20 protein-coding genes are annotated in these 17,889 nt (G+C 38.5%); 7 read left to right on the forward strand and 13 right to left on the reverse strand.

Features of this window, described 5'->3' with window-relative positions; genetic code table 11:
* Window positions 1-22 precede the first annotated feature (22 nt).
* The 10 genes from pruA to asnB form a co-directional block, all read right to left on the reverse strand.
* Window positions 23-1,570, reverse strand: coding sequence for an L-glutamate gamma-semialdehyde dehydrogenase (gene pruA / locus MMB68_RS17745; RefSeq protein WP_269870439.1), 1,548 nt, complete (start codon window positions 1,568-1,570; stop codon window positions 23-25).
* A 173-nt stretch (window positions 1,571-1,743) separates the two neighbouring features.
* Window positions 1,744-1,872: a hypothetical protein gene (locus MMB68_RS17750; protein WP_269870438.1), complete on the reverse strand. Its 129-nt coding sequence runs from the start codon at window positions 1,870-1,872 to the stop codon at window positions 1,744-1,746.
* Between the two features lie 76 nt (window positions 1,873-1,948).
* Entirely contained in the window at window positions 1,949-2,983 is a 1,035-nt protein-coding gene (locus MMB68_RS17755; RefSeq protein ID WP_050691051.1) for a LacI family DNA-binding transcriptional regulator, read from the reverse strand.
* A 58-nt stretch (window positions 2,984-3,041) separates the two neighbouring features.
* The gene (locus MMB68_RS17760) at window positions 3,042-4,556 is read right to left on the reverse strand and encodes an alpha-amylase family glycosyl hydrolase (RefSeq protein WP_098433395.1); all 1,515 of its coding nucleotides are present in this window, start codon (window positions 4,554-4,556) and stop codon (window positions 3,042-3,044) included.
* Window positions 4,557-4,706: 150 nt separating this feature from the next.
* Window positions 4,707-6,107 (reverse strand): ammonium transporter, encoded by a 1,401-nt coding sequence (locus MMB68_RS17765; protein WP_277549225.1) that lies wholly within the window; start codon window positions 6,105-6,107, stop codon window positions 4,707-4,709.
* A 37-nt stretch (window positions 6,108-6,144) separates the two neighbouring features.
* A complete protein-coding gene (locus MMB68_RS17770) occupies window positions 6,145-6,486 on the reverse strand; it encodes a P-II family nitrogen regulator (RefSeq protein WP_028412404.1) in 342 nt (113 codons plus the stop codon).
* A 185-nt stretch (window positions 6,487-6,671) separates the two neighbouring features.
* Window positions 6,672-7,520 carry a phytoene/squalene synthase family protein gene (locus MMB68_RS17775; RefSeq protein WP_221785554.1) on the reverse strand — a complete coding sequence of 283 codons (849 nt, stop codon included), beginning with the start codon at window positions 7,518-7,520 and terminating at the stop codon, window positions 6,672-6,674.
* A 58-nt stretch (window positions 7,521-7,578) separates the two neighbouring features.
* A complete protein-coding gene (locus tag MMB68_RS17780) occupies window positions 7,579-9,036 on the reverse strand; it encodes a phytoene desaturase family protein (protein WP_221813009.1) in 1,458 nt (485 codons plus the stop codon).
* The gene (locus MMB68_RS17785) at window positions 9,033-10,565 is read right to left on the reverse strand and encodes a phytoene desaturase family protein (protein ID WP_221785556.1); all 1,533 of its coding nucleotides are present in this window, start codon (window positions 10,563-10,565) and stop codon (window positions 9,033-9,035) included. Before MMB68_RS17785 ends, MMB68_RS17780 begins: the two co-directional genes overlap by 4 nt.
* Window positions 10,566-10,881: 316 nt before the next feature.
* Entirely contained in the window at window positions 10,882-12,729 is a 1,848-nt protein-coding gene (gene asnB, locus MMB68_RS17790; RefSeq protein ID WP_221785557.1) for an asparagine synthase (glutamine-hydrolyzing), read from the reverse strand.
* Window positions 12,730-12,900: 171 nt separating this feature from the next.
* Between asnB and MMB68_RS17795 the strand changes: the two genes are divergently transcribed.
* A complete protein-coding gene (locus MMB68_RS17795; RefSeq protein ID WP_013055361.1) occupies window positions 12,901-13,461 on the forward strand; it encodes a DUF2777 domain-containing protein in 561 nt (186 codons plus the stop codon).
* A gap of 41 nt (window positions 13,462-13,502) precedes the next feature.
* On the opposite strand, the gene MMB68_RS17800 is transcribed toward MMB68_RS17795, so the two are convergent.
* Both MMB68_RS17800 and MMB68_RS17805 read right to left on the reverse strand, forming a co-directional pair.
* Complete coding sequence (locus MMB68_RS17800; RefSeq protein WP_013055360.1) at window positions 13,503-13,850, reverse strand: DUF1516 family protein; 348 nt, start codon at window positions 13,848-13,850, stop codon at window positions 13,503-13,505.
* A gap of 78 nt (window positions 13,851-13,928) precedes the next feature.
* Window positions 13,929-15,101: a DUF418 domain-containing protein gene (locus tag MMB68_RS17805; protein ID WP_221785558.1), complete on the reverse strand. Its 1,173-nt coding sequence runs from the start codon at window positions 15,099-15,101 to the stop codon at window positions 13,929-13,931.
* 198 nt (window positions 15,102-15,299) lie between these two features.
* Here MMB68_RS17805 and MMB68_RS17810 point away from each other — a divergent pair, with 198 nt between their 5' ends.
* The 6 genes from MMB68_RS17810 to MMB68_RS17835 all read left to right on the forward strand — a co-directional run bounded on the left by MMB68_RS17810 (window position 15,300) and on the right by MMB68_RS17835 (window position 17,529).
* Window positions 15,300-15,521: a spore germination protein gene (locus MMB68_RS17810; RefSeq protein WP_013055358.1), complete on the forward strand. Its 222-nt coding sequence runs from the start codon at window positions 15,300-15,302 to the stop codon at window positions 15,519-15,521.
* Window positions 15,522-15,551: 30 nt separating this feature from the next.
* Window positions 15,552-15,827 (forward strand): spore germination protein GerPB, encoded by a 276-nt coding sequence (locus MMB68_RS17815; protein ID WP_221785559.1) that lies wholly within the window; start codon window positions 15,552-15,554, stop codon window positions 15,825-15,827.
* An 89-nt stretch (window positions 15,828-15,916) separates the two neighbouring features.
* A complete protein-coding gene (gerPC, locus tag MMB68_RS17820; protein ID WP_025749933.1) occupies window positions 15,917-16,633 on the forward strand; it encodes a spore germination protein GerPC in 717 nt (238 codons plus the stop codon).
* Window positions 16,630-16,806: a hypothetical protein gene (locus tag MMB68_RS17825; protein ID WP_013055355.1), complete on the forward strand. Its 177-nt coding sequence runs from the start codon at window positions 16,630-16,632 to the stop codon at window positions 16,804-16,806. Before gerPC ends, MMB68_RS17825 begins: the two co-directional genes overlap by 4 nt.
* A 12-nt stretch (window positions 16,807-16,818) precedes the next feature.
* Window positions 16,819-17,250 carry a spore germination protein GerPE gene (locus MMB68_RS17830; RefSeq protein WP_221785560.1) on the forward strand — a complete coding sequence of 144 codons (432 nt, stop codon included), beginning with the start codon at window positions 16,819-16,821 and terminating at the stop codon, window positions 17,248-17,250.
* A 60-nt stretch (window positions 17,251-17,310) separates the two neighbouring features.
* Window positions 17,311-17,529, forward strand: a complete 219-nt coding sequence (locus MMB68_RS17835; RefSeq protein ID WP_013055353.1) for a spore germination protein — start codon at window positions 17,311-17,313, stop codon at window positions 17,527-17,529.
* A gap of 46 nt (window positions 17,530-17,575) precedes the next feature.
* On the opposite strand, the gene MMB68_RS17840 is transcribed toward MMB68_RS17835, so the two are convergent.
* Window positions 17,576-17,881: an HNH endonuclease gene (locus MMB68_RS17840; RefSeq protein WP_221785561.1), complete on the reverse strand. Its 306-nt coding sequence runs from the start codon at window positions 17,879-17,881 to the stop codon at window positions 17,576-17,578.
* Between the last annotated feature and the right edge of the window lie 8 nt (window positions 17,882-17,889).

Genomic DNA, 17,889 nt, shown 5'->3' on the forward strand with positions numbered 1-17,889 from the left:
TTTACTCCTCCTTATTTTTCAATTAGAATGTTTCAGATGTTGTTTTTGCTTGCATGTGAAGAACAAGATAGTCCGGTCCGCCTGCTTTTGAATCCGTTCCTGACATATTAAATCCGCCAAAAGGCTGGTAACCAACAATCGCTCCTGTACATCCTCTGTTAAAATACAGATTTCCAACATGGAACTCTTCACGAGCGCGCTCAATATGCGCGCGGTTGTTTGATAATAAAGCGCCTGTTAATGCATATTCCGTATTGTTTGCAATCTCCATCATATGATCAAAATCTCGCGCTTTAGAGAATGCTACTACCGGACCAAAAATTTCTTCTTGCATGAGACGAGCTTTTTCATCTACATCCGCAAAAATAGTTGGCTGAATAAAGTATCCAGTTGAATTGTCTGCTTCTCCTCCCGCAACCAGCCGTCCTTCTTCTTTTCCAATTTCAATATACGATAATACTTTGTTATACGACGCTTCGTGAATAACAGGTCCCATATAAGTTGAAACTTCTTCTGGGTTTCCAACGGTTAATGTTTTGGTTAGCGCAACTGCTTTTTCAAGCACTTCATCATACACATCTTGATGCACAACAGCACGAGAACCAGCGGAGCACTTTTGCCCTGCAAAACCAAATGCAGAGTATACGATTGAAGAAGCAGCTAAATCAAGATCCGCATCTTTGTCTACAACCACCGTATCTTTTCCGCCCATTTCAGCAATAACGCGTTTTAACCATTTTTGGCCTGGCTGTACTTTTGCTGCTCTTTCGTAAATGCGGCAACCTACTGCGCGCGAACCGGTAAATGAAACAAAGCGTGTTTTTGGATGTTCTACTAAGTAGTCACCGATTTCAGGTGTAGCACCAGGAATAAAGTTTAATACGCCTTTCGGTAAACCTGCTTCTTCCATTACTTCTACAAATTTCGCTGCTACTACAGGAGTGGCATCAGCTGGTTTTAATAAAATCGTGTTGCCTGTTACGATAGCTGCTACTGCTGTTCCAGCCATAATAGCTAACGGGAAGTTAAATGGTGAAATGATAATACCTACGCCAAGCGGAATATAATTGTACTGATTATACTCACCGTCTCGACTCTGTACTGGAGAACCATCTTTTAACGTCAGGACTTGACGTGCATAGTACTCTAAAAAATCAATTGCTTCTGCTGTATCAGCATCTGCTTCGTTCCAAGGCTTTCCTGCTTCTTTTACAAGATAACTAGAAAATTCATGCTTTCTGCGACGGATGATGGCCGCTGCACGGAAAAGAATATCTGCTCGATGTTCTACTTTCCATTTTTTCCACGTTTCAAAAGCTTTTAAAGCTGACTGCATCGCTTGCTCTGCTAGATCTTTATTTACTGTAGAGACATATCCAATCACTTCTTTTATATTCGCTGGGTTAACAGACGTAATTTTCTCTTCAGTTTCCACTTTTTCACCGTCGATCACAAGCGGGTACGTTTTGCCAAGCTGTGTATTTACATATGTTAATGCTTCTTGAAATGCCTTTTTATTGTTTTCGTCCTTAAAATTTGTAAATGGTTCATGAGAATAAGAAACTACCATGATATATACCTCCTAGTATGCAAATCTTTGTTTACTTTATAGTTATGCAAATAGCGTGCCAACTTTTAATAAAACTTTACAGTCTATTTGTCATCAAGGTTTTCACCACTTATATTATTCTTTCTTTTTAATAAAGGAAAAAATAATTGGCATATGTATATTTTTTTTGCACTTTAAATGCCAATATCTTTGGCATAAAGAATATATTGAGACATACCTAAATCACCCCAATCAACAGCTAAGAAGCAGCTACCTACGTTTACCCTCCCAACGAAAAAATCCGAACGAGTTTGATTCTCCATTAAGAATCAAACTCGTTCGGATCTTCCTTCAACTACAATACTTTTGTTCCAGCCTCTTTTCTATTTGTATATAAAGTTATCTCTTCGTCATTTGAATAGTTTTACAGGACTGTCTTTTAATCATTTTGTGAGGCACGCGCACTTGTTCTGCAACAGCATATGGCGTTTCAATCTGCTTAATCAAACAGCGTACAGCCTGATAACCAAGTTCAAAAATATTAATATCAATAGATGTGAGAGCAGGTCTAGCCATTTCGGCGATCAAAACATTATTAAAACTGACAATCGAAATGTCTTCAGGAACCGAAATTCCCAGTTCATCCAATGTATTTAAAACGCCTAATGCCATTAGATCGTCCGCTACTACCAGAGCCGTTGGACGTTCTTTTAGAGATAAAAGTTCGCAAACAGCTTCTTTTCCTCCCTTCTGTAGAAATTCTTCATGAATTACATACTCGTCCCGGTAAGGAATGTTTGCTTTTTGAATCGCTTTATCATAGCCTGTTAAACGGTCAATGGTAACGACTAATTCAAGACTTCCGCCAATAAACGCAATACGCTCATGTCCAGATTCAATTAAATATTCCGTCGCTTCTTTTCCAGCTTTAAAATTATCATTATCAACAAACGTGATGCTTTCACTATGTTTAAACGGCTTTCCAATAACTACAAACGGCACGCTCTGTTCTTGCAAGTAAGAAAGTACTTGATCATCAACTTTGGAGTACAGCAAAATTAATCCATCCACTCGTCTTCCCTGTACCATTTGAACAACTTCTGCAAAAATCTCTTCTTCCGTTTCTCCAGTGGACATATAAATCGCTCTTTTGTTTTCGTGAGCTCCGGTGCTGATTCCTCTTAGCACTTCGGGAAAGAATGGATTTTGAAACACCTTGTCTGCTGAGCTCGGCATCACTAGGCCGACTGCCTCTGTCGTTTGATTTGCTAGACTTCGCGCAATAATATTTGGGTGATAACCAAGTTCTTTCATAGCCGATCGCACGCGCTGTTTTGTTTTTTCACTAATTCTTGAGCTGTCTGCAATGACGCGAGATACCGTCGAAGGGGCTACATTTGCTAAATTTGCCACATCTTTTATTGTTACACCCATAATTCCACCTCTTAATTATGTTTTCTTCATTAATACTTATCCAATTATAATTTGACAACTACGACGCGCTGTCCTTTTTACGTGATTGAGAAATTTTCTTTTCTTTTCTTCTTTTTGAAGATGCTTTGTACAAAAAGATGCCAAATCCCGTATAAACAGCAGCAACCGCTGCGATATATCCAATATTAAACCCTGACTTTTTCACTACTTTATATACATTTGTGGTCTCAGGCTCCAATGAAATGTTGTATACATCGTCAACGGGTCGTATAATTCCTTCCGTTATTAACCCTCTTAGTTCATTTTCTTTTCCAACTTTTTTGAGCGGGACATTAATGTCCGACGTTTCCTTTGTATTATTAATCACAACAAACGTCGTTTCGTCCTTATACCTTCTCTTGTATACAGCCACACCTTTTTGCTCAGACACAAGGGTAAAGCTTCCTTTTCGAAGAGAAGGCGACTTTGCTCTAAGTTCAGCCAGTTTTTTTAAATGATCTATAATATCGGGATTAGCTAAAAAATTCATCATCCCATAATTTTCTGCTCCCTTTCCCCCATTCAGCGCAATTTCCGTTCCATAAAAAACGATTGGTACACTCGGCGAAGTATAAAGATACGAAAGCCCTTGCTTTGTTCGGGCTCCAGGATGATTTTCACTCTTCAATGCTTGTGCTGTAAAACGTGTGCTATGAACATCATCTAAAAAATTGGCTAAAGGCTGATTACTTCCTTTCCTCCACTTGTCATACAACATTTTCTGCGGACGATTAGTACCGCTAAACGTAGCAGCAGTGGCTTCGGCTAGCGTTCTATCTACAAGCAAATCTACTCCTAACGAATCAGCCTGCTCATTTTTTTTAAATGGTTGCCCGTTTATTTCTCCTATTAATAGAAAAGAAGGATTCATGCTTTTTAGCGTCTTAGAAAAGGATGAAATAAATGCAGAAGGAGCTTGATCGATATCTTTAACGTAATATCCGTCAATATCTGCTTGTTTGCTCCACCAAGCAGCATTTTTAATAAGGTATTTCTGCACAGCGCTTTCTTTTAAATTAAGGTGAGGCAATGCTTTAATTACTTCGTTATCTGTACCGGATTCATTACTTATCCATGTTTGTTTTTCTTTATCTGCTACCCAGGAATGATTGTTACTGATTGTCAAAGGAAATTCGACCATAATTTTTATATTGCGCTCATGTGCTTTCTTCACAAGATTTTGTAAGTCTTTTAACGTTCCAAAATGATCGTCTATTTTATAATGGTTGGTCACCGCATATCCATGATAGCCTGTCTCATCATTTTCCATAAACGGAGTTAATAAAACAGCGGTAAATCCCATCTCTTGAATATAGTCTAACTTTTGTGCTATTCCCTGTAAATCGCCTCCATAATAGGCATCTGAACGTTCATAGTTAACATTTCGATCATTCTGTTCACTTCCGTTATAAAAACGGTTGATCATCAATGAGTATATTACCTCATCACGTATATCTTTATGATCTTGCGCTGAGGCACTGCTTCCAAAAAGCAATAATAGTATAAGCAGCATACTTATCCTTTTCCATTTCATCTATTCCCCTCCTATAGACGAACTGTTTCAAACTCACTTTTGTTTCCATTATAACGTTAACGCTTACATTATTGTTAAATAAGTTGATAAAAACAAAAAAAAGTGATTAAAAGTTTTTACTTTTAATCACTTTTTTTCATCTATATACTGCTATACCGTCTCATTTACGTTCGAGATATGAGATTTATCCGATACTTTACCAACTTTATTTAATCGATCAATCAATCCAACACCAAATTCTGGATGAAGGTTACCATCTCCTGTCGCTACGAAACTTTCACGAAATTCGTATGCGGATGAACCGTGTTCAGCAAAATCTAAACCAGCAATTTCTTCTTCGCTTGATACTCGAATAGAAGAAAAACGCGTAAGAGCAAATAAGAATAACCCAACCGTTCCAATTGTCCAGCCCATCACAGCTATGATTCCAAGAGCTTGAATACCTAATAGCTGTACGCCTCCGCCATAAAATAAACCATTAGCCGTATCAAACAGCCCCACTGCTAACGTCCCCCAAATACCGCAAATTCCATGAACAGTAATAGCACCAACTGGATCATCTAACTTCATTTTGCTATCGATAAAATGCACAGCTTCTACTAGAATAATTCCTGCAATTAGCCCAATGACGATTGCACCTGGAATCGATACGTTTGCTGTTCCAGCTGTAATTCCTACAAGTCCAGCTAAAGCACCGTTTAATGTTAAGCTAGCGTCAATACGTTTGTAGCGAAACTTTGTATATAAAGCAGAAGACAGGACTCCGCATGACCCAGACATTAATGTAGTTGCGATGATTCCTGGTACAAGGGCAGGATCCGCTGCTAATGTACTTCCTCCATTAAACCCAAACCAGCCAAACCAGAGGATAAATACACCTAATGCGCCAAGTGGAATATTATGTCCTTGAATAGCATTGACTTTTCCATCGCTTCCATACTTTCCAAGACGTGCTCCTAGAAAAGTAACTGCTACAGCCGCACCAAGAGCTCCAGTCAAATGAACAACTGTCGACCCTGCAAAATCTACGAAGCCTAGTTTAGACAACCATCCTCCTCCCCACACCCAGTGACCTACAACTGGATAAATAACAGCTACCATAGCAATTGTTAGCATCATATAGCTCGATAATTTCATACGTTCTGCTACCGCTCCTGAAATAATCGTAGCGCATGTTGCTGCGAAAACAATTTGAAAGACAAAAAAGCTCATTTGATCGCTTTCTCCATTTAAAAAGAAACCGCTCGAACCGATAAATCCTCCTTTAGAATTTCCAAACATGAGCGCAAAACCAACCACAAAATACAAGACGGAAGACACAGCTACCGTTAGCATATTTTTCATTAAGATATTAAGCGAATTTTTCGAACGAGTGAAGCCTGTTTCAACCATCGCAAACCCTGCGTGCATTAAAAACACAAGTACTGCCCCAAACATTACCCACATCATGTCAATTGATGCACTGACTGATTCAACAGTTGGGTCAGCCGCATTAACGCGTGTTGCCGCCAACAAACTAACAAACAAAGCCGCACTAATTTTCTTTTTCAACGCTTAACTCCCCCTCTATTAAAATAACACTCTCTTTTTATAAAATAGCCTCTACACCTGCTTCTCCTGTTCTAATTCGTACAGCATCCTCTACCGGATAGACAAAAACCTTTCCGTCGCCTATTTGATTCGTAGAACAAATTGATTGAATGATCTTAATGACTTCATCAACTTGTTCTGCTTCTAAAATCATTTCTACTTTGACTTTAGGTACTAATTTGATTTCAAAACTTTGTCCCCTGAACAGCCCCTGCTCTCCTTTTTGCTGACCGCAGCCTGCCACTTCTGAGACCGTTAATCCGTTTATTCCTACTTCCTCTAATTTTACGCGCAGTGCTTGAAATTTTTCTGGACGAATGATGGCTTCTACTTTTTTCATCGTAACCCCTCTTTCATGTTAGTTTTATTAACATTTAATGTTATGTATTTTATCATATAGGTAATTTTCTGAATATTCAAGTTAATATACGATAAAAATGAGACTTTTTTCTTATTTACATAATAGTTAACGCTTTCATATCTTTTCAAAAAAAAGTAACGCAAAGGAAAAGTAATTCCTTTGCGTTACCCCGTAGAAATAGATGTCATAATTTTCTTTTTCACTTGACTTGTGACAAAGTGCTTTTCTGTAAATACGTCATAATTTTCTTTTCGAATTTTATCAAGAATCGCTCGGTATAAATGCGCCGCTCCTGTAAGAGGTAAGCGAGAAGCCACGGGATATTTTTGAATCGACTGAAGCCCTTTTATATAATACATTTCCGCTTCTTTGGCCAGGTGCTCCCACATCTCTATAAATTCAGAAGTGACCCACCGGTTCTCCAATAGCATGCGCGTATATCCGTAAGAATTCATAAGGTCTTTCGGTAAATAAATGCGCCCTCGCTCTAAGTCTTCCCCAACGTCTCTTAAAATGTTGGTCAGCTGCATCGCAATGCCTAATGCAACTGCTTCTTCTTCTAATTCTTTATGAGTAGTTGGAGCTAAAATCGGTAAAAGCATTAACCCTACCGTACTCGCTACGTGATAAGAGTATGTTTTCACTTCATCAAGCGTATCGTATTCTTTTTTTACTAAATCCATTCTCTGGCCGGTAATCATATCATCAAACGCTTGAACATTCATCTCATATTGTTCAAATACATTGCGCAGAGCTACCCACATGGCGCTTTCGTTTAATAGTTCTCCATTTTTAAATCGGGCAAATTCTGATTCGAATTGCTGCAGCTCTATTTCAGGGTTGCATCCTTCATCTACAATATCATCGACTTGACGACAAAATGCATATACCGCCCATACTGCCTTTCTTTGTTTTGACGGCAACATGGAAAAAGCTTTGTAAAACGTTTTTGAGTTTTCTTTAATAATTTCTTCACACTGATTGTACGCTTTGTCTAACGAAATGTTCATCATATAGGACCCCTTTCTCTATTAAAGGATAAACCATCATTTCCTTATGGCTTACAAGATCTTAAGAAAGCTTTGCAATCGTTTGAACAGATGATTGTTCAATAAGATGATCAGCTAACATTTTTGCTCCTTGCATAACAATTGGCACGCCTCCGCCTGGATGAATAGATGCTCCGACCGCAAAAACATTTTTATATTCGTACGGCTGGTACTGGGGTCTGAATACGCCCGATTGAAACAGCTCAGGAGCAATACCAAAGCTTCCTCCTTCGTAAAGTCCAAATGCTTGAGCATCATTTGGCGTACGTACTTTTACCCACTCTATTTCTTTACGAAGCTCTTCAAACCCTTTTTCTTCTAAAGTTCGAATGATTCCATCAACAAAGTCTTGCTGATTGCTCCAATCAATGTGGCCACCTGATGGAACCGGTACAAGTGCATATAGCACACTTTTCCCTTCAGGAGCTAACGATGGATCAATAACAGAGGGATTAAATGTATAAATAGCGGGATCTTCAGGAATCGTTTTATGCTTAAACACTGCTTCCATATGTTTAGCCAAATCATTGCCCATAAAGTATTGATGTACATTGTGATGATCATATTTTCTCTTCAAACCAAGATAAAGCAGCAGACAGCTGGACGAAGGCACATACTTCTTTTCTTTTTTTTGAGCAATTTTCGCCATATTAGGAAAGTCGCCGTTTAAAACAACTTGATCAAATGGATAAAGTTGTTCGTCAACAATAACCCCTTCCGTCTTGTCTCCTGATATAGAAAGCTCTTGAACCGCCTTATTCAAATGAATGTTTACACCTTGCTTTATCAGCGCCTTTTCAAGAAGCGGCACAAGACTTGCGTATCCGCCTTTTACGTAATAGATGCCATGAGCATGCTCACTGTAAGGAACAAGGGAATAAATAGCTGGCGCCGAATAAGGATTGCCTCCAATATAGAGAGATTGCAGCGAATAGGCATCTACTAGACGTTCATCATGGAAATACGTTGAAACAAATTTTCTCATTGATTTATTTGCATTCATTTTTTTTAATGCCTTGATGTTTTGCCATGTCCAAAAATCTCGTTTATTTACAAATGTTTTTTCCAAAAATGCCTTACTTCCTAATTCAAATCGCTTTTTTAATTCAGTCATAAAACGCCGGTAGTTTTGCTCTTCGCCTGGAAATAAACGGCTAATCTCCTCTAACTGATCTTTTTCAGTCGCTTTTTTTGTATAGGTCGTACCGTCTGGAAAATGAATATCATAAAGTGGATCACAGCGTATTAGTTCATATTGAGAAGCAGAAATGCCCGCTTCATCTAAAATACGCTCAAGCATTAAAGGCAGTAAGACAATCGTGGGACCTTCATCAATTTTATAACCGTCTTTTTCTACGAACGCCAGCCGGCCGCCCAGCTTGTTTTCTTTTTCGAAAATATCAACAGAAAATCCTCGTTTGCTTAATAACAAAGCAGTGATTAAACCGCCTATGCCGCCTCCAACAATTGCTGTTCTCATAATGCACTCTCCATTTCTTTCATGGTTTTAAACGGCTCATTCAGTAATTGTCCGTCTCTTTTTAAGATGAGCTTTGTCGTAATGCGCGATGATTCCAGAATAGTTGGTAGACCGCTCCCTGGATGAGTTCCTCCTCCAACTAGCCAGCAATTTTCTAATTCTTCAAATTTATTATGCGGACGCAGCACCATCATTTGAGTGAGCTGATGTCCAAGGTTAAACGTCGCTCCTTTATAGACCAGCACGTCTTCTTCCCACTGCTTCGGTGAAATGATTTTTTCAACTTCAATATGACTCTCTAAATCTTTGAAACCCGTTTTCTTTTCTACAATTTTTAATACTGCATCTCGAAAATCTTTTTGTTTTTCATCCCAGTTTACACCGCTGAAATTATTTGGAACCGGCGCTAAAATATAAAGAGCAGACTTTCCTTCCGGTGCTAAAGTTGGGTCTGTTACCACAGGGTTTTGAATGTAGATAGAAGGGTCTTCTGAAAGAGCTAGCGTTTTCGTAATTTCTTCTACATTTTTTTTATAATCTTCAGCGAACACAATCGTGTGATGAGGCAGATCTTTGTACTGTTTGTCTATGCCTAGATAAATCATGAAAGTAGAACAAGAGTATTTTTTCTTTTCAAGTTTTTTAACTGCATACTTTTTAAGGGTACCTTCATCGATTAAATTCGTCATCGCATGAGCAAAATCTCCATTGATAATGACGTCGTCTGCCCCTATTCGCTCTCCATTTTCTAGAATAATTCCTTTTACTCTCTTATTTTCAATCCATAGTTTTTGGACACCTTGGTTTAAGTGGATGTGCCCTTGATGTTCTTCCACTACTTTTGCCATTGCTTGAGATAGTTGGTTTACTCCTCCTATTGGATGGAAGATACCGTAAGCGTGTTCCATAAACGATAAAATAGAAAAGGCTCCTGGACATTCCCAAGGGGACATTCCCAAGTACTTCGATTGAAAAGTAAAAGCTAATTTCAATTTCTCATCAGTGAAATACTTGCCAAGTACATCATAGAGCGTTTTACCTAAGGATAAATGCGGCAGTGCTCGAATTGCTTCAGGCTTTAAATAGTGATGAAAACGGTCCATCTCGCCCTGCAATAAAGGCAGCAAAGCCGCCATCTTTGCTTCGGTGTCTTTCATAAAGCGCTCATAGCCTTCTCCGTTTCCTGGGTATAAACGTTCGATTTCTTCTTTCATCTTTTTATGGTTATCCGTCATCTGAATCTGCGCGTCATCGAAAATAAGCTCATACATGAGATTTAGACGTTTTAAGTCCATATAATCATGCGCATTGCGATTAGCAGCTTGAAATAACTCTTCAAAAATCTGTGGCATGCTCAAAAATGTAGGACCCATATCAAACGTATAACCTGACATTTGAATCGCTGAATTTCGCCCGCCCACGTATCCTTGCTTTTCATATACATCTACTTTATAGCCATGACTTGCTAACAGCATCGCTGCCGCTAATCCTCCTGGACCTGCTCCAATCACGATTACGTTTTTTTGCATACATACACTCCTAATCCTATACAATAGTTATACAAACATTATACAAAGCTTTATTATTAAACACAACGATAAACTGCTTGTCTTTATTCGAATCATAAAATTACCAATAACTAAACCATTAAAATATGACGTTTGTACCATTTTTCCGGGGTTTCAGTACACTTTCCCTTTATTCGGTGCTTTCAAGCGTTTATTTTATATCTATGTAAAGTTATACAAAAATAGACTGCGGTCTTCTTCTCTACTTAAACGTACAAAAAAGAAAAATAGATGACTAATGTCATTAAAAAAAACCCTCTGTACTGAGAGGGTCCTGTCATTCCACAATTTGAATATTATTGTGAGTAAACCAGACGTGAATTTGAGCTAGATGAGCTAGCAGCTGAGGCCCTGTCATTAATTGACCAAACCACGGTGCTTTAAACCCTTCTCCGCCTGTATCAATAATATGCTTTAACTGCTGCTTATCAAAAAATTCATGAAGAGGTGACTGTTTATCTTGTAAAAGAGATTGAAGCCATACAGTTACAGCTTTTGTATAAGCTGGGTTATGCGTTTTAGGGTAAGGGCTTTTCTTGCGATAAAGAACGTCATGAGGCAAAATTCCTTCAAGCGCTTTTCGTAAAATCCCCTTCTCTTTATTGCCCGTCATCTTCATCTCCCACGGAATATTCCATGCATATTCCACAAGGCGATGATCAGCAAAAGGTACGCGTACTTCTAAGCTCGCGCCCATGCTCATACGATCTTTACGATCTAATAAAGTTGTCATAAACCAAATCTGATTTAAATAAAACAGCTTTCTCCGCTGTGCATCTTCTAACGATTCACCCTCTAATTCAGGCACTTCCTTTAATGTTTCTTCATATCTGGCACGCACATAATCTTCTAACTGTAATTTCTTTCTCCATGAACTTTGCAGCAAATCAATTCGAGCATCTAATGAACGCATCCACGGGAAGGTATCCGAAGACAAATCATGTTTTCGGTGAAACCATGGATATCCTCCAAAAATTTCATCCGCACATTCTCCTGATAAGCTCACAACAAAATCTTGTTTGATTTCACGGCAAAACCAAAGCAGCGATGAATCTACATCAGCCATTCCAGGAAGGTCTCTCACCTCTACAGCCTCTGTTAAATGCTGCACAAGGTCCTCCGTTGAAATAATGCAGCGGTGATGATTTGTTTGAAACGTATCCGACATGAGCTTGATATAAGTTCCATCAGAATTTGGCTGAAACTCATTTGCTTTAAAAAATTTATCATTGTCTTCATAATCGATAGAATACGTATGAAGAGAGCCCTTGCCGTTTTCTTTGAACGCATTTGCAGCAATTGCTGTAATGGCGCTTGAATCTACTCCACCTGATAAAAATGTACAAACCGGGACATCCGACACTAGCTGTCTTACAATCGCGTCTTGCACTAAAAATTTAACTTTTTCTGTAGTTTCACCTAAATCATCTGTATGCTGCTCACTTTTTACGTTCCAGTATCGCCAAATCTTCAACCCGTTACGCGTAAGCGTGAGCGCGTGAGCCGGGCGCAATTCATTTATTTCTTTAAATACGCCGTGGCCAGGAGAACGAGAAGGTCCTAAGCCAAACACTTCTGCTAATCCATCTAATCCTACTTCCGCTTTGACCTCAGGATGAGCTAATATCGCTTTTAATTCCGATGCAAATTGAATTCCACCTTCATAAGATCGATAGAATAAGGGCTTCACTCCCATTCTGTCGCGTGCTATAAATAACTTTTCATTGGCTTCATCCCAGATTGAAAAAGCAAAGATACCGTTAAAATGATCTACGCATGATTCTTTCCATTCTATATAAGATGTGAGAAGTACTTCCGTATCTGAATGTCCCTGAAATTGATAACCTCTTTTTAGTAATTCTTTCCGAATATCTTCCGTGTTGTAAAGCTCTCCATTATAGCAAAGCGTATAGAGCTGTTCATTTTTTTCTCTTGTCATGGGCTGTCTTCCGCCTTGAGGATCTACTACAACTAAGCGTTTGTGCCCAAAAGCAACATGCTGCTGTGTCCATACGTTGGTGTCATCAGGACCTCTTTTCGATAAAGTCTCAGCCATTTTTGTTATTGTTGCTGTTTCATTTAAAAGCGATCGCTTTAAGTCGACCCAACCCGTTATACCACACATCGTTTATCATCCTTTCTTTCACGCTCTTGTTTATGAATGAAATAATGCCATTGTATGCACGCAGTAGTTACAGTTGAATTGTCCTTATATTTTATTTTCACTTTCGAGTTATAAAGAGAGCTTTTTTAGGCAATAAAAAAATATGGATAAATTTCACACGGAGGTTTGATTATGAACCATTATTCTAAACAACAAGCTCTGAACAATCAGCCGCGTTCCTTCGTGATTGGTACGGTTGAATGTGTTGATTCACAGTGGATTTTCTTTGAAGATGAAAGTGACGAAGCTTCCATGCTCCATGAAGTAATGGATGATACCTTAGAACTTCTTATTGATACACGCTGGGAAAAAGCCATTATGGTTGATGACCGTCAAATAAAGCTTCACGATGGAACGTATTTATTGCGAAATGGGGATAAGCTAAGACTGACTAAAAAGCTACCTTATGCATACGAACAGCTTCTTCAATCACTACCGAAAGAGACCTTTTTATCATTCACTCAGCACTTAAATTCATTAAAATTCTCTCTTTATGATTGTATTTACTGTCACAACACATTATGTTTTTTACCGACAGACGGTGATACAAAAGGTGCTAATTTTATCATTTATGACAATGAGGAAAAAATTTGTGCCGTTCAGCATTTATTCGAACGAGGCACGCATCACCTAGATCGATTTGAATATACCGTTAATGATGGAGAACGTTCAATGAATCTTTTTTTAGATTAAAGCAAAAGAAAAAAGCTATCTTATCCAAGATAGCTTTTTTCTTATCCTAGTACGACATATCCGTAATAGAATACTAAGATAAGCGCAATTACAAGAACTGCCCAAGCAACGCCTGTACGCTTTCTTTTTTCAGTACGAACAAGTACCATTTCCATTCCCACAAGCACTAACACTCCAGCAATTCCTTTAATGAGCGCTGCGCCTTGAAAATGGTACCAAGCTGCTAACATATGCAGACCTGATACTAATACTAATAAGTATAGGAGTCTCGCCACCATATGTAGGATTTTCTGACCTTTAGCTTTACCTGCTCGATGTAAAATCAACGAAACCACAAACGAGATAATTAATAATGTCCAAAGCGTTACATGAATATGTAGTGGAGCCATTCATCTCACGTCCTTTCTGAAAATATCATATCATGAAAACCTTTCCTTCACCAATAATATAAGGAAGGAAAAGGATTTTTAGCGGCTGCGTCCATAAGTAGCATACCGAATGAGTTTTTCAAGCGGCCCATCTGAAAATAGGCTCATCCATATCCAGCTTCCCAGCAGTTGAATAGAAAGGATAATCCCCGCAATAGCCAAACCTTCTACAATTGAAATATGTCCGTAGTATCCTAACCCATATGAGTAAAAAAGAAATGTACATCCAATGGACTGGACAATATAATTAGTTAAAATCATTCTCCCCAAAAGAGCAAATGGCTGCATGACTTTTTGAATAGATACACTTCGCATAGCTAATGTGACCAACGTCACAATAAAAATTGCTCCTGCCGTTCCTCCGATTGTATCGTGAATATAGGATGTGGCTACGTTGTGATCTAAAACATACGGCAATACAGATGATGCTGCATACACGATGAATGAAATAAGACAAAGCCACTTTGTCTCCAATATATACTCTTCTATTTCTTCGAACCATTCGCTTTTTGCCATAAAACCACCTAATAAAAACAGTGGAAATAGCGATAAAAACAGAAAAGGAACCGTATTTAAATTATACGCATAGTACCAATCAAGCAAGCGCTGATGAAAGATTGATGCAAAACTTCCGTGTCCATATGTTTGAAGCGCTTGGTCAATAATAGGCTGGTGAATTCCCGCTGCTGTATCTCCTTCATTAACCAAAGCCGCTACTGTTAAAATAACAATCATAATCACAGCGTAAATACTAAATATTCCGGTTCCCCACGCTAATAACACTTCTTTCTTTGCTTCTTGAAAAAATAGCATGATCAAAGCAAAGAAGCTGTACATCACAATCATATCACCGTGCCAAATAAATAAAGCATGAATAGCCCCAACGAGAAGCAAAGCCGTGATTCTTCGTACATAAAAAGGAGTAAAGCTTACTTGCCTTTCATATGTACGCTGGAACATTTTCATAAAACCAAATCCAAACAAAATAGCGAGCAGCGCGTATCCTGTCCGCCCTACAACTACATCAACTAATCCATTAGCAACATAATTCATTCTTGAACCGTCCAACAAATTATTGTCGTAATAGGAAGCTGGTGAATAAAAATCCGGCATGTTTATGAGCAAAATACCAATAAGCGCGATTCCTTTTAAAACATCTGCTGCTTCAATACGCTGTTCTTTATCAGCTGCGTTCATTTTGAAACGTTTCATTCTTTCACACCTTACATGATTTCATTATTGCTTTCACATTATATCGAACGCAAAAGTTTTTCTTCAATGTTTACTATTTCCATTCCTCTTTTTAATGTTTTACTTCCTCCCTGCATATAGATAAGAAAAAAGCATTAATCACCTTTTTGTCTAGGCTTCATATACTGTTACTAGACTAAATTAAAAGGGTGTTTGCCTATGCCTGCCATTGTTGGTGTTGTTAATCTTAACAGTGTTGGTTCAGCCAGCGTCTTTCATATTGGAGATGTTTATACAATAGCCCCTATTTCCACTGCTAAAACATTTGCTGGCGCAGGTTCGTTTAATACAGGCGACGGATTATATGTTGTGAATCAGCAGAGCTCAACCAATACGTCAGACAATGATGTAAATGACCAAAATGTTGCTGGAAATCTATAATAGAAATGAAGCTCATACAGGAGGATGCTTATGAACTTTTACGTGAATCAAAGTATCTGTATTCAAAGCATGAAAATCAGTGCCGTAAGTAACTCTTCAGTACTTCAAATTGGAAGCGTAGGTGTTATTAAACCGAACTCAAATCTCTTTAATACAGGAGGGTTTGCAGGCGCTGCACCTACTGAAACAAAAAAAGGCATTCTTGGATCTGTTTCTCCTTCTACCTTTACTCCCGGAACCGGTGCGGGCGCTGCCCCAGCTCCTTTTTCACAGTCGTTAACTCCCCCAGTTCGAGACAACGACTGACATGTTACAACCTTCATCGCCATATGTATATATATAACTATTTTCTTTATCAGAAGATAAGGGAATCGAGGTGATTGAAGGTGGATAACATGGACTATATTCAGCAGGTACATCAGTATGTTCAGCAAATGTCTTCGTATATTCAGCAGCAAGAAGGACGCATTGCTCAACTTGAAAAAAACGTACAAGAACTTCAGAAAAAAATAAAAGAGTTAGGTGAACAGCCACCTATTAAAATCGATAAAATTGAATATAAATTTGAACAGTTAAAAATCGATTCTTTAGACGGAACATTAAATATTGGATTAAACCCTCTTACACCTGATAATTTAGAAGATATCATTATTAATGAGAAACCAGAAGTAACATTTTCGCAAGGAGCTCAACAACAAGGGCAGCCGCCTCAAGGTGAGCAGCCGGGACAACCCGGAGGTCCTGGACCCCAAAATCCTAGCTTAAAACCGTTGAACCGCCAGCTAGAAAAACAGTGGGTCTCTGATATTCATGAAACGATTTTAAATGAGCTTAATCAATATGGATTTTCTATGGTTCAACATGTGCTTGATGAGCGCTCAATGATGATTGATGAGTCGTACTACGAGTTTATTTTAGAAGATATTAAAAAGCAGCTGCAGCAGCGGATTACTTTTTATATACAGCAAGTTCAACCGGAGGAAATGGAACGAAATTTTGAACAAATCAAACCTCAGATTATCGGTAAACTTTATGAAGATATGAAAAAAGGAATTGACGCATTTTTAACGTATTTACCTGAATCTTTAAAGAAAGGTGGACCCCCTTCATGAACTTTAACGTTGTAAACCGCGAATTGCTTGTTGGAGACGTTAGTATTACAGGCGTATCTTCTTCTTCTCTTTTTTTAATTGGTGATGCAAATTACATCTCTCTATCCTCAACATTTGATACGCCGGCTGAATCTTTGATTATCGGACCTTATGTGCCACTATCGTTATCATAAAGGAGCTTACGTATGCTTTCACGCACATCTTCTGTTAATTATATAGAAATTAATTCCTTGTCGGCGAGCTCCTTTTGCCAAATTGGAGATTCAACAGAAATTCATCTACTTAATAAAGCGTTAGCTGATCGGAGACAGTATCCGTTTTTCTACGGTAGAGAAGGAAACTTTGATGATTACGCTATCTTTAATGAGCCTATTCCTCATGGCGATTACGAACCTATTCCCGTTCAAACATGGAATGAAATACCTTTGATCCGCGTTAACAGAATCGATATAAAAGGTTGCTCATTCTCGTCAGTTATTCATGTTGGATCGACGTGCAATGTGTATGCAGAAGCCCGCATTAAGCATATTCGTGAACTAATCAACGATGAACCTTCACAGGAAGCTGAAGCTGGAACATCGAAAAAAGCTGCCTCAGCATCTAGCGGCAGTGAGTGAACCTTTTAAGAAACGGCTCATATACTAAACTAATACCACGAAAAAAAGGGTGTGAACCTCATGCCAGCAATAATCGGACCCGTTAGTATCACGAGCGTCGGAGGCGGTGTCGTAACGTTTGGAGATACGTTCTACGTCTCTCCAAAAAGCGCTGCTAAAACAGCCTCAGGCTCTGGTTCCTTAAATACAGGTAACTTTGTTAATACCAATAACGGCATTTCAGGAACAAATACGTTAGATCCAGATTTATTCGATCAAAATATAGCAGCAAATGCTTAAAAAAACCCCTTATCTTTGCTATTAAAGCGGATAAGGGGTTTTTTATTCATCTGGATTTTCGGCTGTTTGATTTCTTGGTTTTAGGTAATTTAGAAGAAGGCTGTTTACGAATCCATTTAATAAAAGAGCTAATTTTAGAATCAACTTGTAATAAAGAAATCGTATTAAGACGAATGGCTAATTCATCATTTGTGTATAACGCATGAATTTGTTTATGACACGGAATACATAAGTTTGCTGTTGGTTCAAACGCTCCGCCCATTTCCTTTGGCGTTAAATGATGTACGGTCGTCAAGACATCCTGCCTTCCACATAATTCGCATGTTCCTATCCGCCTGTCTTTTTTCTTCATATAGATTT

This window comes from Priestia sp. Y58 (genome assembly GCF_029522095.1).
Lineage (GTDB): Bacteria > Bacillota > Bacilli > Bacillales > Bacillaceae_H > Priestia > Priestia megaterium_E.

What these genes read in the sequence shown, in the direction of transcription:
- MMB68_RS17840 (WP_221785561.1), bottom strand. Translation starts at nt 17,881, where the DNA reads ATGAAGAAAAAAGACAGGCGGATAGGAACATGCGAATTATGTGGAAGG.
- MMB68_RS17800 (WP_013055360.1), bottom strand. Translation starts at nt 13,850, where the DNA reads ATGGCTCCACTACATATTCATGTAACGCTTTGGACATTATTAATTATC.
- MMB68_RS17775 (WP_221785554.1), bottom strand. Translation starts at nt 7,520, where the DNA reads ATGATGAACATTTCGTTAGACAAAGCGTACAATCAGTGTGAAGAAATT.
- MMB68_RS17835 (WP_013055353.1), top strand. Translation starts at nt 17,311, where the DNA reads ATGCCAGCAATAATCGGACCCGTTAGTATCACGAGCGTCGGAGGCGGT.
- MMB68_RS17810 (WP_013055358.1), top strand. Translation starts at nt 15,300, where the DNA reads ATGCCTGCCATTGTTGGTGTTGTTAATCTTAACAGTGTTGGTTCAGCC.
- MMB68_RS17830 (WP_221785560.1), top strand. Translation starts at nt 16,819, where the DNA reads ATGCTTTCACGCACATCTTCTGTTAATTATATAGAAATTAATTCCTTG.
- asnB (WP_221785557.1), bottom strand. Translation starts at nt 12,729, where the DNA reads ATGTGTGGTATAACGGGTTGGGTCGACTTAAAGCGATCGCTTTTAAAT.
- MMB68_RS17750 (WP_269870438.1), bottom strand. Translation starts at nt 1,872, where the DNA reads ATGGAGAATCAAACTCGTTCGGATTTTTTCGTTGGGAGGGTAAACGTA.
- pruA (WP_269870439.1), bottom strand. Translation starts at nt 1,570, where the DNA reads ATGGTAGTTTCTTATTCTCATGAACCATTTACAAATTTTAAGGACGAA.
- MMB68_RS17780 (WP_221813009.1), bottom strand. Translation starts at nt 9,036, where the DNA reads ATGAGAACAGCAATTGTTGGAGGCGGCATAGGCGGTTTAATCACTGCT.
- MMB68_RS17795 (WP_013055361.1), top strand. Translation starts at nt 12,901, where the DNA reads ATGAACCATTATTCTAAACAACAAGCTCTGAACAATCAGCCGCGTTCC.
- MMB68_RS17805 (WP_221785558.1), bottom strand. Translation starts at nt 15,101, where the DNA reads ATGAAACGTTTCAAAATGAACGCAGCTGATAAAGAACAGCGTATTGAA.
- MMB68_RS17755 (WP_050691051.1), bottom strand. Translation starts at nt 2,983, where the DNA reads ATGGGTGTAACAATAAAAGATGTGGCAAATTTAGCAAATGTAGCCCCT.
- MMB68_RS17785 (WP_221785556.1), bottom strand. Translation starts at nt 10,565, where the DNA reads ATGCAAAAAAACGTAATCGTGATTGGAGCAGGTCCAGGAGGATTAGCG.
- MMB68_RS17825 (WP_013055355.1), top strand. Translation starts at nt 16,630, where the DNA reads ATGAACTTTAACGTTGTAAACCGCGAATTGCTTGTTGGAGACGTTAGT.
- MMB68_RS17770 (WP_028412404.1), bottom strand. Translation starts at nt 6,486, where the DNA reads ATGAAAAAAGTAGAAGCCATCATTCGTCCAGAAAAATTTCAAGCACTG.
- gerPC (WP_025749933.1), top strand. Translation starts at nt 15,917, where the DNA reads ATGGACTATATTCAGCAGGTACATCAGTATGTTCAGCAAATGTCTTCG.
- MMB68_RS17760 (WP_098433395.1), bottom strand. Translation starts at nt 4,556, where the DNA reads ATGAAATGGAAAAGGATAAGTATGCTGCTTATACTATTATTGCTTTTT.
- MMB68_RS17815 (WP_221785559.1), top strand. Translation starts at nt 15,552, where the DNA reads ATGAACTTTTACGTGAATCAAAGTATCTGTATTCAAAGCATGAAAATC.